This is a genomic window from Paenibacillus sp. FSL H3-0469 (genome assembly GCF_038051945.1).
Taxonomy (GTDB): Bacteria; Bacillota; Bacilli; order Paenibacillales; family Paenibacillaceae; genus Paenibacillus_AQ.
This window is the reverse complement of sequence record NZ_CP150302.1, coordinates 6462990-6479372: the sequence shown is the minus strand read 5'-3', so window position 1 is coordinate 6479372 and position 16383 is coordinate 6462990. Positions and strand designations below refer to the sequence as shown.

Below are 16383 nucleotides of genomic sequence, written 5' to 3'. Positions count from 1 at the left end.
TTGAACCAGCTGCGGAAGGTTGAGAAAGCTCGCGTATCAATCGAGATGTAACCTCGATCTACATTCAGCCTCACTCAGCAATTACTCCGCAATCCAAACAGCCAGCCACCGGACATCCCCGGTGACTGGCTGTTTCTCTTTCTTATAGAAGTAACTTTACAGCTTCCAGATCCGGTACAGAATCACCGCTGCTTCCGCACGGGAGAGGGTATCCCCCGGAGCAAGCTTATTGTTCTTACCGTTGACTACGCCGTACTTCAGCAGTGCGGATACGCTGTCCTTGGCATAGGCGGAGATTTGACCGGCATCGGTGTAAGATGCTATTGATCCGCTGTCTTCAGGCGTGATTCCGGCCGCCTTCAGGGCACGCGCTGCAATCACCATCATCTCCTGACGGGTGATGACGCCCGCCGGCTTGAAGGTATTATCCGCATAGCCTGTGACGATGCCGAGCTGCTTCGCGGCCGCAAGCTCCTTGCTGTATGCTGCGTTATTCTGGACATCGCTGAAGCCTGCAACTGCTTCAGCAGCAGCCTTAAGCTCCAGTACCTTTACAAGGGAGGCCGTGAAGTCTGCCCTGTTCACAGGGTCCGCAGCCAACAGGCTGTTCCCGTCCGGGATGATACTGCGGGCAGCCATGGCAGAGGCTGCCTGCTTAGCCCAGGACACGTTCCCGATATCTGTGAAGGCCAGCGGAGCATAGGCAACGGCAAAGGTGCCGAACTCCGGAGTACGGAACACCAGCGCTTCCTTCGCTGCAATGTAACGGCTGTTCACCACCGGAGACAACGCACCGTTATCGGTGAGCGAACGGACCAGCAGGGAATCAAGTTCACTCTGCTCTTCCGCTGACGCTTTGTAAGGAATAGAGACGGTCATCGCGCTGCTGCCAGGCAAAGCTACCTTCTGCCCGCCTGCAAGCAGACTCAGCTCCACCACCGGACGGCTGCCGGTCTGCTGGAGAGCAGCGGCATTCAGGCCTTCAGCTGTGGATTGCTTGACCCGGAAGCTAACATATTCAGTGGTTGCTGTAATCCCTGCGAGCTGCTCACTTGGAATAGACAGCGTAGCAAGGCCGTTCTGAAGGACAAGCAGGTACTTCTCCTGCGTCTTCAGGCCTTGAAACGGCAACTGGGCTTCATAGGAGGCCACGCCGGTCAGGTTCGCCAGATCGATGATGATCTGCTTCCGTCCGTCTGCTGCCGGCGCCGCCTGCTTCAGGGCTTGCTGCCACAGCTCAGCCGTAACTACGGCCTTCGCCTCTGTGCCTTCGGTCTTCACTGCAGGTCTGATTGTCACAACACCATCCTTGACATCAAACGGTGCAGGCTTAGGCGCAGGTGTGCTGCTGCTATAGCTAGTACCGCCGGATACTGGTGCCGGTGTCGCTGTGGGTGCCGGCGTTGCTTCCGGTGCCGGTGTTGGCGCCATAGTCGGCTTCGTCGGCGGCTCAGCGCCGTCTTTGGCCTTAAGCGTCAGCACGCCGAAGACGGAGGTGTCCTGATAGCCGTTGCCGGTGGTATCATTCCAGGCGGCCACACTTTGCCGGACGCCGCTCTTGGCATCGTTGATCTGGGTGTCGAAGCCGACTTTTGTGCCGCCGGCTGGCGTGATTTTTTTGAACGGAATCTTCATTTCAAGCGTATAGTTAGTTCCGGTGACCTTGGTTGCCGACTCGAAGCCTGCAGCAATGTCTGCCGGACTGAAGGAGGCTTCATTGTCGTAATTGACCCGGTATTGTCCGTCATCGCTCTCATAGAAGGTCGTGCGGCCGAAATTCTCATCCAGGAAAATCTCGACAGAGTCCTGCTCCCATGGATTCACATTGCTTTTGTCCAATTGAGCGTCATTGACTTGTACCAGCACATACAGATTCTGGTCATCCCACAGGGTACGCGTGGTTCCGCTTGCGCCCTGCCAGGCCATCTGATAACGGTTCACAGCCATCTCGGGCGCAGAAGCCCAGATGCCATCGGCTGTTCCGTCAACGACCGGCGTGCCGTAGACCGCCTCTGACACGTTGGCTTCCGCTGTATCCGGCTCATGCTCAGCCATGAATTTGGCCGGATCAATGACCGCGTAGTAGGCCGGCTTCGCCTGCAAGTCCCTGTCGAACAGCAGCGGGCTTGACTCCGCTCTCCAGCTTGTGCGGTCATCCATGCCCCAGAAGGTTACCCGCGCGATATGGTCCGCATGTGCCTTGTAAATATCCATTAATTTGGCATACAGATAGCCTTGGGCAATCCGTTCCTTCTCTGTCTGCTTATTCCCGCTGCCGGCCTGGATATCCAGCTCGGTAATGCTGACTTCTACGCCAAGGGAGATGAACTTCTCCAGCGACAGCTTGACGTTATCTGGATTCGTATTGATATTGTAGTGCGCCTGCATCCCCACACCATCAATCAGCAGCTTGCCTGGATGGGTCAGCGCGTACTTCTCATTCAGTTCCTTAACCATACTGTAGATGGCCTGGGCCTTGTTCTGGTTATCGTCATTGTAATCATTGTAATACAGCTTGATATCCCACTCTGGATGCTGGTCCAGCACTTCTCTGGCCGCCAGGAACGCCTGCTCCAGATAGTCCGGGCCGATGGCATCATACCACGGAGCCTTGCGCAGCGCCGCTTGCCAATTGGAAGGATTGGACGGGTTATCATTCATCGCCTCGTTGACGACATCCCAGGAGATCACCCGGTCTCCGAAATGCTCCATGACTCCCTTGATGTGGGCTCTCAAGTTAGCGAGTGCTTCGTCACGCCCCAGAGGAACGCTTTTGCCTGCCCCATCTGTGGTTAAGTTCATCCAGTCAGGCGACTGCTGATACCATACCAGCACATGCCCGTGCATCTTCATGCCTTCGGCAAGCACCTTATTTACCATCGCATCCGCCGCGGTAAAAGTGAAATTGCCCTTGGTTGGCTGCAGCGCATCCGGCTTCATGGCATTGCCTGCGGTAGCAACATTGTGATGCATTTTCAGCAGGTCCAGCCGCACACCTTCCAGATCCTCGGCGGATAACGCATTGCCGATCAGGAAGTCATTTTGATAGGCTGTTTTTAGCGGAGTCAGATCCCTCTGAATATCCACTGGTGCGGTACCTGTATGCTCGAAATTAATATCATCGATATAAAAGGAAGCGGTTGCATTATTGGAACTTTCAACGTAAAGGGTCAGATATTCGCCGCCCACGCTGTTATAGCGGTAGCTCCCCTCATATTTCACCCAGCCGTCAGCGGTGCTGATCGTCTTGGGAGACAGAGCCACATAACTCGCTCCAGTATCGTTACCCACCTGCGTGGACAACTGGAGCTGTGCGCTCGCCGGTTCGATCAGCTTCACCCAGGCAGACAGGGTATATTCGCTGCCCTTGTCCACATACTTCTCCACACGCAGGGAAGGCCCGTGCCAGGTGTTGCTTCTGCCCTCGACCTTCAGGGAATATGAACCGTCCTCGGTATGATTCGCTTCATTCGTTACGGTAAGCGTCTCGGTTCCGGCTCTGCCGGTAAACCCGCCCAATTCCTGATCTTCAAAAGTAATCTTGCTGAACGGCAAAGCCGGTTCACGCACTGGCTCTTCCCCGCCGCCAGGAGCGGACTCTGACGTTATCAGAAGATCGCCAAGGTAGAAGGGTACTGTGGCTCCCTTGTCGTTGGAATTGATGCGCAAGGAATGGTCTCTCTTAGTAGAGTCCGTGGCACTCGTGTCCACAGTAAATGTCTTCGTCAGTGTGACCGATTGCCCTGCCACATAGGGTATTGCTGCATAATTCCCGTAGCTGTTCACTGTCTGCAGCGCTGCTTCTGCTCCCTCTGGGAGCGTCACCTTCGCGTCAACGTAGACAACAGCCGTTACGGTGTACGTTTTTCCATGCTGGAGACCGAGATCGGTGAATTTGAAATCAACCCCATCCCAGTTATCCTTCCGGTTGTTTACGTATAATGCTGCACCATCGGCATTTCCTGCAAAAGGCACCTCCTTCACCGCACTCAGGATTGCTCCCCCGGAAGGGCTCGTCTTACCTGCCCCGTTCGCGAAGGTCTCATGATATACCGTGGTCTGTGCCTCGGCTGCCTCCGCCGCCGGAAGATACCCGCCTGCCGGAAGAAGCAGAAGGGCTGCCAGCAGCACCAGAGAGACTTGCTTGATTATTCTCTTCATGCATTGCACTCCTCTGTATGAATTTGGGTTTTAATGAGTTAAGCGCTTACAGCTAATATGGGAGCCTCCTCCTTCACCACCCAAATCGTAGCATACGGACCAAAGTGCGTCTTACCTGAAATTAAAGGTTGTACCGTGCTTTTTATAGATGATTCCGGCTGACTGCATAACAAAGAAGACCCCTGAATCAGGAGTCTTCTTACCGGCAGGATCTAGATCAGCTTGTGCGCATACCACTTCTTGCCCCGGAAGCGCCACAGGAATACCGCTCCGCGGACCGCCCACTCGCAGTTCATCGCCAGCCATACCCCCAGCACCCCGTAGCCCAGTACAATCCCGAGAATATAGCCGAACACCACCCGGAACAGCCACATCGTCAGCATTGAAGCAATTGAGGTGAAGCGGGAATCTCCGGCTGCCCGCAGCGCCGATGGCAGAATGAAGCTGAACGCCCACAGCGGAATCTGGGCGATTGCATTGACCAGCAGCACCACGAACAGATCATCGATAATCTCCGCAGGCGGGGAGAAAATAGACACCAGCGGGTGGAACAGCGGCATCAGGATCAAGGCCACCAAGGCGTAAGAGGCGGAACCGATCCACAGGAAGGACTTGATGAACTTCCGGGCATCCGCCACATCCCCCCGTCCGATACACTGGCCGACCACGGTCACAATCGTCAGCGACAGCGCACTGGCCGGAATCTGAAAGACCATCGCCAGTGATCCGGCAATCGCATTCGTGGCGATGGCATACGTGCCAAGGCTGACAATGAAAATCTGCGTCAGCAGCTTGCCGCCGTTGAAGAACATCTGCTCTGCGGCGAACGGTACGCCGATGAACATGATTTTGCGCAACATCGTAATTGGTACATGGAACAGGTCGCGGAACTGCACACGCAGTACCGAATCGAACTTGAACAGATAGATCAAGGCACAGGCCATCCCCACATAACGCGCAATATTGACCGCAAGTGTCATGCCCAGCACACCCATGTCCAGCAGATTAATAAAGACAACATTGAGGATAACGTACAGCACGTTCATAATCAGTGACAGCATCAGCGAAGCCCGCGTCCGGCCCACGCCCCGCAGCGCACCGCATACCGCCTGAACCACAGCAATCCCCAGATAAGAGATGCTGCTGCCGATCATATAGACCCGGGCATTGTCCAGCACATCAGCGGACGCCGTCCCGAACAACAGATTCAGAATTGGCGTATGGAAGGACATCAGCAGCAGACCGATTCCCACCGCAAGCAGCGAGACCGAGGTTACCGAGCCGGCTGTAGCCTGGGAGACCATGCGGTCGTTCCTGCTTCCTTTATACTGTGCAACCACCACTGTCCCCCCGGTCGCAATCGCCACAAACACATTGATCAGAAAAATATTCAGGGAATCCACCATATTCACCGCGCTGACCGCCGCCATCCCTGACGAGCTGATCATCGCAGTGTTGACCAGATTCAGTCCGATAATGAAAGCCTGGTCAATGAGAATAGGCAGAAACAAGGCGATAATTTGCCGATAATCCATGCTGTCTCCGGACAGATATTTTTCCAGCCATTTCTTGGCCGGTTGAGGAGCTTGAAGCTGCATACATTGATCACATTCTTTTCTGTAGAATAATTGCAGGCGTACAATACATTCCTTCCAGTTTACTACAGATTCCGCTCCAAGTCTGTGTTATATGTGGATTTCCTTCAGATTAGCGGATAACATTCCCTGCTCCCTAAGTAAAATCCTGGGTCAGGCCGAAATATAGAATGAGAGGATTTACATTCGGAAGGAGGAGCCTATTATGAATAATGAGATCGTTAAAAGTCTGATCCAGCAGGTGACGGAAGAAGTATTATCCGAGAACCAAGCTGCCTTGGAGCAAAGTGGAAACAGCAAGGCCAGCATTCAGCTAGCTGTACAATTATCCGCCGTTACCACCCTTAAGATCCTTGAAAAGCTCGAGCTGATCGATAAGGATTAACCGCACAGCCTGCCTGTGCTACATACCCGTAAGGCACTACACGCAAAAACCCCGCAGGAAGCAAATTTCGCCTGCGGGGTTTTGTGTGCCTATGGGGAATTCAGGGGCACTAATGCCCCTCATTTGCGCTCCAAGCCTGCTTTTGGCAAATTCAGGCAGGAATTTTGCAAACAACCTACCATGTAATGGAAGTCCAAAAAATTGCACAAAAAAAGAGATTCCTTTATCGTAGAAGTTGTTACGACACCCACGAAAGGAGATCTCTTGCTTTATAAGTTAGCGGAAAAAGGGTTGTTGTGTCAAGTCACTTCATGGTTAGAAACGAAGAGTCGCTTGTTGTTCGGTGACCGATACGCCAAAAAACTGAACTGGGGCAGTACTGTCTTTCTTTTTTTAGAAGCCCTATTGAGTCGTCGTCCCGGAGTACAAAATATAGTAGACACTCTGGTGCGGACGCCGTGCTATCAAGAGTGGACCGGGGTGACCTCCATCCACCAATCGTCTCTGAACCGGAGGCTCAGCCAATTACCACCTGAACAGCTGCGAGACCTCTATCACTCCCGCCTCCAGCAGTTACTGGAAAGAGAAGGACCTCCTCTGCCCAAGCACTTACAGAAACTCGGTCCTTTAGCAGCCGTCGATTCCTCCACCATAACCGTGGGAAAGCTTCGCGGGGAGTGGGCGTTTCAGCAAGCCGGGACGAATGCGGTGAAACTGCACACCTGCGTGCAGTTAACCGGCGAATCTAGCGCCATTCCTACTGCTTCGGTGCTGTCCACTGGAACGGTGGCGGACTTGGATTCGGAAGTCCTGAAGCACCTGGTGCTCCAGAAAGCATTCACTTATTTGCTGGACCGGGGCTACATCCATTATGCGCAATTTATAGCCTGGGAGCGCAGTGGAATCAAGTTTGTTGCCCGTCTGAAGAACAATAGCAAGGCGAAGGTTCTCCGGACGCGGAAAGTCACGAAGCCTTTTCTGAAACAGGATGCCACGGTGGAAATCACTTCGCCGGAAACCGGGGAAACAGGTAGGTTTCGACTCGTGGAGTACACCTATGTGGACAAGAAAGGAAAATCTCACCCGGCTCGTGTCCTGACGAATCGCTGGGATGTGACGGCGGCAGAGGTGGCGGAGTTGTACCGGTATCGTTGGAAGGTGGAACTCTTTTTTAAGTTCATGAAGTCGAGCCTCCACCTCAAAAAACTGTACAGCAGTTGTACACCGGCCGCGGTATGGAACCAGATTTATTTAAATCTGATTGCTTATGTGCTATGTGAGCACCTTCGTTTGCGCCATGCCCCCCACCAGCGAATCGGGCGAGTATTAGCAGTATTCCGGTTGTATTTGACTGGAGAATACACGGATTTTCTAAACCATCTTAACTGGGTCAAGACGCGAACCAGCAAGGGGCGAAGGAAAAAGGGTGGCAGGCCAAGGATCCATCCCAAACGGCTGACAAAAGAGCGCATTCTCTTTTACTAACAAAGACAAACAACTGAAGCTAGACCAATCCAAAAAAACGGGTGTTGTTAACGTTAAATTGGAAGAAGGCTTTTTTTTGTCTTTTGAGCGCTCCCCCAGCAAAATCTCCCTCAGACGAAGGTGGAAAGATATCCTTTTTAGGTAACCAGCCCCCTGTTGATATACCGTGTTATGTTTTTTGCAAAATTACTGAAATTCAGGAGCACTTGTGCTCCTCATTTACGTTCCACAGCCGTTTTCAGCGAATTCAAGTGCACTTGTGCTCCTCATTCTGACGGCTAAGAGGGATTTATCCCTCTCATTTTCGCTCACCGCCCACTTTCAGCTAAATCAATGGGATTTATCCCTTTCATTCTGGCTACCAACCTGCACAAGGCCTGCTTCCCCGGTACGTTCGCTCCCAGTAAGATCAAAATTACTTTTCTAAGCCGCCTTCATTACATTACAACTTATACTACTGCGCCTCCAGCTCCCGTGTGAGCTCAAGCGCTTCAATACCGGCCAGCAGCACTATGCCGATTCCGTGAGTATCGTTGAGCTGCCAGGTGAGCTGTTCTTTGTAATATAGTTTGTTGAAGGAATAGCCCGAGCCCCGGCAGACGCCATAGACATTCCCCTGATGGTCGATGCAGTATTCGGCCAGCGCCGTCCAGCCGCGCAGCGCTGCATCGGCATATGGATAGGGCTCTGTCAGCCACCCTCTACGCACGCCGTGCGCAAAAGCATACACGAACATCGAGGAACAGGATGCCTCCGCATAAGAATCGGGATCGGTCAGAACCTGATGCCATAATCCTGCGGCGTCCTGGAGCCGTAAATACCCTTCGCACAGCAACCGGTAATACTCCAACAGTTCTTCCCGCTGCGGATGCTGCTCCGGCAGCACCTCCAGCAGTTCAGTCAGCGAGAACAGCACCCAGCCGTTGCCCCTGCCCCAGGCTACACCGTTCGGCTTGCTGAATTTGTAGTCATACACATGATGCATAATGCCAAGCTCCGGCTGGAACAGCCGATTACGGTAATGGAGAAATTGCGACACCGCATCTTCCAAATAAGCGGGATCACCCGTCAGCAGATAATACCGGCTCAGGAACGGAGTGCTCATATACAGATCATCGCACCACATCGTTCCCTGCATAAAGTCGGTGGTGCCCCGTGTCCGGTATAGCGCCCCATCCTCATCTCGGGACTGCGTCTCATGAATATACCGGGCGATATACGCCGCTGTTTCGGGTGCTCCATGCAGCGGCTGTTCGGCATGGGCAGCCAGCATTGTCGCACCGAAGGAGCCGCAGTCATCCAGTGAGTCCATGAGCGCAAGTTGCTGGTTGATCCCCGGAGCACCATAGCGGCTGCGGTCCCAGAGCGAATAAGCATGAAGCCGGGTACACTGCTCAATATGTCCTCTGGTATAAGCAGAATAATGAGGATCGCCCAGAGCCTGACCGGTACGCAGCAGACCATATAGGGTTACCCCGAGCGGATAATTCCAGCGGCCGTACAGCGCACTCTCCAGATAGGGCCTGACTGCGCCGCCAGGACGGTCCACCCGCCAAAAGCATTCCTCTGCCCCTTCACCGAAGGGAGCATCCATCGAAGCCGCTTCCATAGGCTGCGGTGCTGCCGATTGCAGAAACGGGCCCAGGTACAGCCATGGTCCGGTCTGCCCTTCCACCGGGTAAGGACTCACCAGCTTCAGTGTGCCGCGGACTCCACTGGCACAAGCTCCCTTATTCATGCTTCCCTGCGGATAGGGGGGTGGTAAAGCTTCCGCAATCCCCCCGCCAGACTCAGTCTCCACTTGTACCTTCACCTCTACCTCTGCGGCATTCCCAGCCGCAGCTGCTTCCAGCTCGAAGCCCCACCCGGGGCCGCCGCACACGGCCTCGACCAGCAGGTCATGGTTGCCGAAGCCCAGCGGCAGCATGCACTCAAAGCCGGCACTCTCTTCGGACTGGATGGCGGCAAGCCTGCCATCCACGTAGACCTTGAGTGCCGCTACATCCCGGCTGCGGAGGGACAGCCGGACGTCCATTCCTCCCGGCGCACTCACCGCCAGCCGGCTCCAGGCCAGCGCCTTCGCGCCGGGCTCCGCGCCGAGCACGCGCGCGAGATTCCCGCGCTGTGCCTCGTCATCCGGCCAGCCGGCCGCCGGATACCAGGCACAGCGGGCCGCCAGCGCAGCTTCGGCGGCCTCCGCGGCTTCGCCGCAGCGGACGCGCCGCGAAGGCTCCGCCCGGTGCGCCGCAGCCTCTCCCTCTGGAGCGCCGCCGCCCTCCGGCTGCAGCGTCCATCTGCTCTGCTGCGGCGCGCTGTAGATCCAGCCCTCACAGCCGCTGCGCTCCGCAGTCGGGTCCAGAAAATGCAGCGGTGCGCCCTTCACGCTCCCGGTGCCAAAAATCCCGCCGCAGCCGGTGCCGACTGCGGTACACTCCAGCAGGAAGTGATTCCAGCCTGCCGTCAGCCCGGTACGAAAGAACGCCTTGCGGTCCGGGAACACATCATCGTTGAGATTGGACGCGAACACGGCAACGCTGTTAACATAGACCGTCACCGGACCGAAGCAGCTGAGGGCGAGCGGGATTTCGCTATCTGCATCGCTCCATAGCTTCCCCCAGACATAGACAAATTCCCCGTCCTCCAGTTCAAGCAGCCGCTCCTTCAGGTTCATCTCGTACCGGCAATCCGCCAGCCGCGGGAAGCTGTCCGTAAGATGCACGCGGTAGACCGGAGGCTGCGGCGGATTCGCACCAATATAGCGGTTCGCTATAACCGCCAGCATGGATTCTGTATGATCTCCAGCGGTACGGACGATGGAATGACGCGGATCAAAGTAGGCTGGAACGTTGGCCTGCGCAACCTCACCTCTGCTGCCCGGTGTGCTACTTTTCACGGTACTCTTCACGGAATCCGCTCTCAATGCACTATCCTGCACGGCATCACTATTCACCAACTCCGCTCTCAATGCAGCACCCTTCACGGCATGCCCTTCCTCGGCACTCAACACCGCCTTCTCGTCCCCGCTCCCCATCACAACGCTACCTCACCGCCGGGGTACAGGGTGGAGCTGTACAGCCGTTTGGGCTGAGGCAGCGGCTGCCCGGGGTGGACTGCTTCCAGGGGGAGTGCTTGACCAGCATAGACGGCGGCCAGGTCATCCGTATAAATAATGACCTGCTCCGTTCCGCTGCCCAGCAGATCCCCGTGCACGGCATAACCCTGCTCGGCGAACCCGGCTACGATGTTCATATAACCGTCATAGAGAGCGGGAAGCACAGCTTCGCCCCGGCGGTAAGCCAGAATATAGTCCGGTGCCTCCGGCCAGAACCGGCTGACCGCTTCAACAATGGTCAGCCAGCCAGCGGTAGTACGCTCTTCCTTCCACAGTTCACGGCCGGACTGGTCCAGCAGGAACATAGCATCCTTGCCCCGCAGACCCTTGCCGTCATCCTCGCGGACCAGACGGTCAAGGCCCGCAATCTGCAGGCCGGGCAGGTCGGGGCGGAACCGCCCGAGCGCCAGATGCTGCGACTCCACAGAGCCTTCGTACCGCCACAGCTCGCGCCCGTCACGGCCGTACATCACCGTCACGCTCCCGCCGATGACCAGCTCCGGTACCCCGTCTCCGTTCACATCGCCGACCCACAGGCAATCGGCGTGATCGTCCAGATCCTTGCAGCTCCATAGCATCTTGCCCTCCGCATTCAGCAGATCATATCCGGCCATCACCTCATCGCGCCCGTCACCGTCCAGATCGTACACCCAGGGATAATGCCCCACATTGCCCTGGTGGGTCCAGAGCAGCCGGAAGTCCCGGTCCAGCGCCCATAGCTGATGGTAGCGGTCTTTGAGAATGATGTCGGAAGGATAATCGCCGCCTGACAGGTTGGCAATAATGATGCAGTCATGAGCCTCCTTCGCCGGCAGCGGGTGAACCGATTTGACTTTGCCCGTCGCCCCCTCCAGAATATGCAGCTGGTCATTCATCACACACAGTACCTCCAGAGCCCCGTCACCATCGATATCGGCAATCTGCGCCGGATAATCGGAGCCTTGGCTGCCTGCTTCCGGATCCGGCTTTCCCGTCTGCCACAACAGACGGCCATCCAGATTGTACGCCGTCAGGCACTGCACCTGATGCGGAATATAACGCACATCCTGGCGGTTATCCGGCTGCACCAGCAGCAGTTCAGCCCGGCCGTCCCCGTCCAGATCGCCGAGCAGCATTTTACATCTTGGACCGGCGGCGGAGATATCCAGCCCGGCCAGCCGGTGCAGCTTTTGACTATGATCCATATGATTCACAACACATCCTCCTTCACTCTATCCCTGTTCTGTATCAACCCAGATCCACAGTCTGTCCCCCGGGCACCTCGACTACTGCACCGCCAACCTCCAGCCAGACAGCAGCCGCTCCCGGATTATAGACAAAGTCCCTTGCCGCCGAGAACATCAGCCCCCGGCAAGCCTTCATGTAATGCACCAGCTCCAGATTCGTCGCATACCAGATGTCGCCGCGTCCGCCCGCCATGGCGCAGAAGCGCTCCATCAGCTCCCAGTTATGGTCATTGTCGAACTCGTAGCTATGTCCCCATACATACATCAAATACAGATACTGCCGCTTATGCAGCCCCACAAAAGCCTCCCCGTGAGCCAGCAGCTCCCGGTTATGATGGCAGGTCGCCTGCCACTCCAGCCAGTCCTCCGGCAGGGCGAAGCCTCCGGTGGCCTGTACCGTCCGGGCATATTCAATGCCCAGATGCGGCAGCAGTGCCTTGATCTCCGGCGTATAGGAGCCGTTCGGATAAGACATCCCGCGCACAGGCTGGCGGACCAGTCCTTCCAGCACCCTGCGGTCCTCCATAATCTCCTCCACGACCAGCTCCTGCGGGCAGCGCGCCAGCGTCGGATGACTCCGCGTATGCACGCTGACCTCATGTCCATGGTAGAGAGCCGCAACCTCATCAGCCCTGATGCGGTCCCCTTCGCCAAGCAGCCCGGAATTCAAATGGAAGCTGCCCTTGATTCCATGCTGGTTGAACAGGCCGACCAGCCGTTCATCCGCCCGCCGTCCGTCATCATAGCTCATGGTCAGCGCCTTATGACGGCCTTGCGGGTAGCAGTAATAGACTCCCGGCATTGCAGTAAAACCTCCTTCGTAATCGTCCGTCCCTATATAGATTGAACTTGTATATTTTTTGTTATGGGATAGCCGTGACTCCAGCCACCTATCCAAGCTTCAAGGAGCATAGACGGCCAGATCGCTGTACTCCGCTATCAACGGGGCCATTTGGCGGAAGCCAAGTCTGCCGCCGCCAAGGAGCGGTCCGAAGGACGAGCCGTCATCCACCCAGTGCAGCACCGGCAATTCATTGATGGCAAAAGTCACAGCAGCCCCCCGCTTCACCACCAGCATCCGGTAGTCCGCAGTCATATCGGCGGTATCCGGGAGCGGATCAGCGCCTTGGGCGACAAGGTGGAAGCCGTAGCTTTTGCGCAGATTACAGGTGTGAAAAGCCCGCTCTTCCTCCCACATCCGGCGAAAATACGAGATATGATAGGCATTCATCTCCCCATGGTGGTACTGGTCATATTCGCCCGTGCGGACCGGCAGGGACGGGTCGAACAGATCCTTGCCCCCGGCACCGGCAGCCGCGAAGAACAGAATGGCCAGCCCCGGCTCGCGCAGCGGACGGAACCTCCAGGAGAGGGCAAGCTCCGCCGGAAAAACCTCAGGGCACCAGAAAACCACATTCGCCTTCTGACCTTCCTCAGGCCCCCGGGTGCTCTCCAGCCGCAGTCTTCCCTGCGGAAAAGTAACTGCGCCATCGCCTTCCATATGGAAGCCCTCCACCTGTGCTGGACCTTCCAGTGTATTGCGGTAGATCTCATGCCAGCCCTCAGGAACGCCTGCATTAGCCAGCTGCACCGTCATTGGGCCGCCTCCTTCCCGGTACCGCCACCAGCACCGCCACCTGCACCGCCACCTGCACTGCCACCAGTTCCCCCACCCGACCCTGCCTCCCGTGCAGGCAGAGACTCGGCAATCAGCTCCAGCGCAATGATCGTATTCAGCGACCACTGTGAGGCTTCATTCGTATTGATCCAGTCAATCTCATCGAGCGCTTCCGTATAGGTAACCCGCTTCAGTTCCTCCTCCAGCCGGAGCTGCCCGAACGGATTCTCAAACAATATGCTCCAGCAGCGTTCCGCCGTCGCCCGGTCATCCTTGACCCATGCGCCATAGGCGGCAATAGCGACACTCAATACCGGATGCTCGAAGCGCTGCTTGCCTGTAATCGCACCACCGGATCTAAGCAGCTGTTCTTCCCCGGGCAAATTATAGAAAACACCGAACTCCGCCAGCATGTCCTCCCACTCCGGGTCCTCCAGCATCATCGCCAGCTCGAACCATACCTGCGGCCCGCCCATGCAGATCGCCAGATGCCGGCCCCAGTTATCGTCGCCCATGGGACTGAGAATTCCCGTTACGGGGTCGTAACCATAGGTTGGACCGGAGATCAGCCGCAGATTGGCTGCTTTGATGCAGCCGATGCCGGTTAGGATTTTGTCGCGGTAGGCTGTATCCTCATAGCGTTCCCAGCGGGTCATCCAATTGGAGCTGAATGCGGCCCAGTCCGGCCCCACCCGCACATGCGTCTTGAATTCATCCTTCGGAAAATAAGCCCGCATCGGGTCCAGCGTCACCGTGGAATAATCCGCGTCCTTCACACTGTCCATGATGTCGCCGGTCCGCTCATCGCCGGTCAGATAATAGTAGTAGCGGTGCAGTCCGGCCATGGCAATCCGCGCCTCCTTGCAGCCGCAGCCCCAGTGCACGACATTATGCCGGGAGCCAAGACCCGCATATTCCCCGAAATGATATACATCCACCTCGCTCGTATGCCGGGTCATCGCTTCTGCCATCCGGTAAATATCCGCACGTCCCGTCCGCAGGAAGCTCACCCACAGCCACATGTTCGGCACCAGCTCGGCATTCTGCCAGGCACAGCCGCCCAGATCATAATTCCAGACATGGCGGACCGGATCATAGCTGTGCATGAAATCGCCGTAATCCCACAGGCCATACCACTTCCGCTGTTCAATCTCTTTCTGGTAAAAGCTGATGATCCCCTCCAGCCGTTCCTCCAGATACGCCTTGGCCGGCGTGCTCCGGTCCGGCAGGCTCCAGAGTCCAAACGCCCGGGTGCGGTGATAATACTCCGGCTTACAGACCAGCAGCGGTGGTTCATCCTCCTGCTGCTGCATCTGCTGAAGCTGCGCATAATCTGGTGTCCGCGAGGTACACCACAAGGTCAGCTCGTTCGTATTGGCGATGCCGTAAGGGGTTGCCCGCAGCTCCTCCGCACCTTCATAGGAAGACTCGACATGCGTCTTCGTATCATAATGGCGCAGGTCCATCGCCTGTGCCTCCGGCGTCCAGAACCAGACCGTTAACGCCGCTTCCGCGCCGGAGGTGCCAGTGATCTCCAGCCCGGACGGGTGCTTCTGCCAGAAATCCTTCACTCCGGCAGCCAAGCCTCCGCCGTCAGAGCCGACATAGCCCAGTCCGCCTGCCCGCCGGCCTTCAGCCCCTTTAATCCAGGTGCAGTCCGGCCCTGTCCGCTTGTGGACGGCGTAATGTTCAGAAGAATCTTGCACCAGCCGGAAGTCATCCCATACTGCCGAATCCTGGAGCAGTCCCGTGAAGTACGCATCCTCTACGGGATCAAAGTGCTGGCTCTGCCCCTCAAGCTGCCCGGCGAACATACCGGCATATTTGTCCCGGGTTCTGCGGGTCTGTAGCGTCTTGGGGGATTCGCTGAAGATTCCCCCGCTGCCCGCCAGACGGACATGGCGGTTGTACAGCGGACCGCTAAGCGGCACCTTGAACAGGAGGCCCAGCCCCTTGATGAAATCCTGCTGCGGGTTGCCGTCATAATGGAAGGTATGCACCAGCCGGATGGATGCAAGCCCGGCATAGAAATAGAGCCGCAAAGTATATGGAAGCCATTCCCGGGCTCCCCTTGTACTTCTGTGCCGTCCGTCCAGCCGGATCACGGCACGCACCGGTCCCTGCTCTTCCAGTCTAGCCTTCAGCGTCACCCCGGTGAACCGCTCCTGCCGCAGCGTCTGCTCCCCGCTGAGCATGTCCCGCTGCTCGCGGAGACAGACCAGCTCGCTTCCGCTGCACACAAGCTGCTCTGCGGCGCAGACCTGCTGCACTGCATCTGCACCCGCCCCTGCACCTTCAACCGCCTCCGCAGCTCCAGAATATCTACGTTTGCCGTCCGGTCCCCCGGATTCCGCCGTGCCCCGGCGGATAATCCGCGAGATCACGCCCGGGCCATGCTTGACCACGGTGCATACAATGCTGCCTGTATTGACAATATACGCCTCCTCCGTCTCTTCCACGGATACCTGGAAGGCTGCGGACACAGCGCTCTGCCCGGCAGAGCGTTCCAGCGTATATCCTGCCGTACTCCCTTCAGGGCATACGGCAGAATGCAGAGACCATTTGAGGCTGCCGTCCGGCCAATACGCAGCCGGGCGGCTCTGCAGCGGCAGACTGAAATCTTCTGCCGCCCCTTTAAGACATAGCGCGGCCAGTTCGCCGCGCTTCAGATCTCCCTTGGACCAGGGGACACCCCAGGTCACCCCCGCAGCCGCAGCAGGCGGCTTCAGCCACCGTAACTGGACCGGCAGGGCCGAGGACATTGCGGTCATTTTCAGTCATCTCCTTATGGGGAACATCAC

9 protein-coding genes are annotated in these 16383 nt (G+C 56.8%); 2 read left to right on the top strand and 7 right to left on the bottom strand.

Annotation, left to right across the window (positions count from 1 at the left end; all coding sequences use genetic code 11):
- Positions 1 to 156: 156 nt before the first annotated feature.
- Both NSS83_RS28320 and NSS83_RS28315 read right to left on the bottom strand, forming a co-directional pair.
- Positions 157 to 4161, bottom strand: a complete 4005-nt coding sequence (locus NSS83_RS28320; protein WP_341346965.1) for an endo-1,4-beta-xylanase — start codon at positions 4159 to 4161, stop codon at positions 157 to 159.
- A 212-nt stretch (positions 4162 to 4373) separates the two neighbouring features.
- Entirely contained in the window at positions 4374 to 5759 is a 1386-nt protein-coding gene (locus NSS83_RS28315; RefSeq protein ID WP_341187692.1) for an MATE family efflux transporter, read from the bottom strand.
- A gap of 202 nt (positions 5760 to 5961) precedes the next feature.
- Between NSS83_RS28315 and NSS83_RS28310 the strand changes: the two genes are divergently transcribed.
- Together NSS83_RS28310 and NSS83_RS28305 are read left to right on the top strand one after the other, a co-directional pair.
- Positions 5962 to 6141: a hypothetical protein gene (locus NSS83_RS28310; protein WP_341187691.1), complete on the top strand. Its 180-nt coding sequence runs from the start codon at positions 5962 to 5964 to the stop codon at positions 6139 to 6141.
- A 201-nt stretch (positions 6142 to 6342) separates the two neighbouring features.
- The gene (locus NSS83_RS28305; protein WP_341186521.1) at positions 6343 to 7626 is read left to right on the top strand and encodes an IS4 family transposase; all 1284 of its coding nucleotides are present in this window, start codon (positions 6343 to 6345) and stop codon (positions 7624 to 7626) included.
- Positions 7627 to 8080: 454 nt separating this feature from the next.
- On the opposite strand, the gene NSS83_RS28300 is transcribed toward NSS83_RS28305, so the two are convergent.
- The 5 genes from NSS83_RS28300 to NSS83_RS28280 form a co-directional block, all read right to left on the bottom strand.
- Positions 8081 to 10657 carry a glycoside hydrolase family 88 protein gene (locus tag NSS83_RS28300; protein WP_341188109.1) on the bottom strand — a complete coding sequence of 859 codons (2577 nt, stop codon included), beginning with the start codon at positions 10655 to 10657 and terminating at the stop codon, positions 8081 to 8083.
- Positions 10657 to 11922, bottom strand: a complete 1266-nt coding sequence (locus NSS83_RS28295) for a hypothetical protein (protein ID WP_341188108.1) — start codon at positions 11920 to 11922, stop codon at positions 10657 to 10659. The genes NSS83_RS28300 and NSS83_RS28295 overlap by 1 nt, the downstream gene beginning before the upstream one ends.
- Positions 11923 to 11965: 43 nt before the next feature.
- The gene (locus NSS83_RS28290; protein WP_341346964.1) at positions 11966 to 12766 is read right to left on the bottom strand and encodes a polysaccharide deacetylase family protein; all 801 of its coding nucleotides are present in this window, start codon (positions 12764 to 12766) and stop codon (positions 11966 to 11968) included.
- Between the two features lie 99 nt (positions 12767 to 12865).
- Positions 12866 to 13561, bottom strand: coding sequence for a DUF1961 family protein (locus NSS83_RS28285; protein ID WP_341346963.1), 696 nt, complete (start codon positions 13559 to 13561; stop codon positions 12866 to 12868).
- Entirely contained in the window at positions 13558 to 16344 is a 2787-nt protein-coding gene (locus tag NSS83_RS28280; RefSeq protein WP_341348777.1) for a hypothetical protein, read from the bottom strand. Before NSS83_RS28280 ends, NSS83_RS28285 begins: the two co-directional genes overlap by 4 nt.
- Positions 16345 to 16383: the final 39 nt, after the last annotated feature.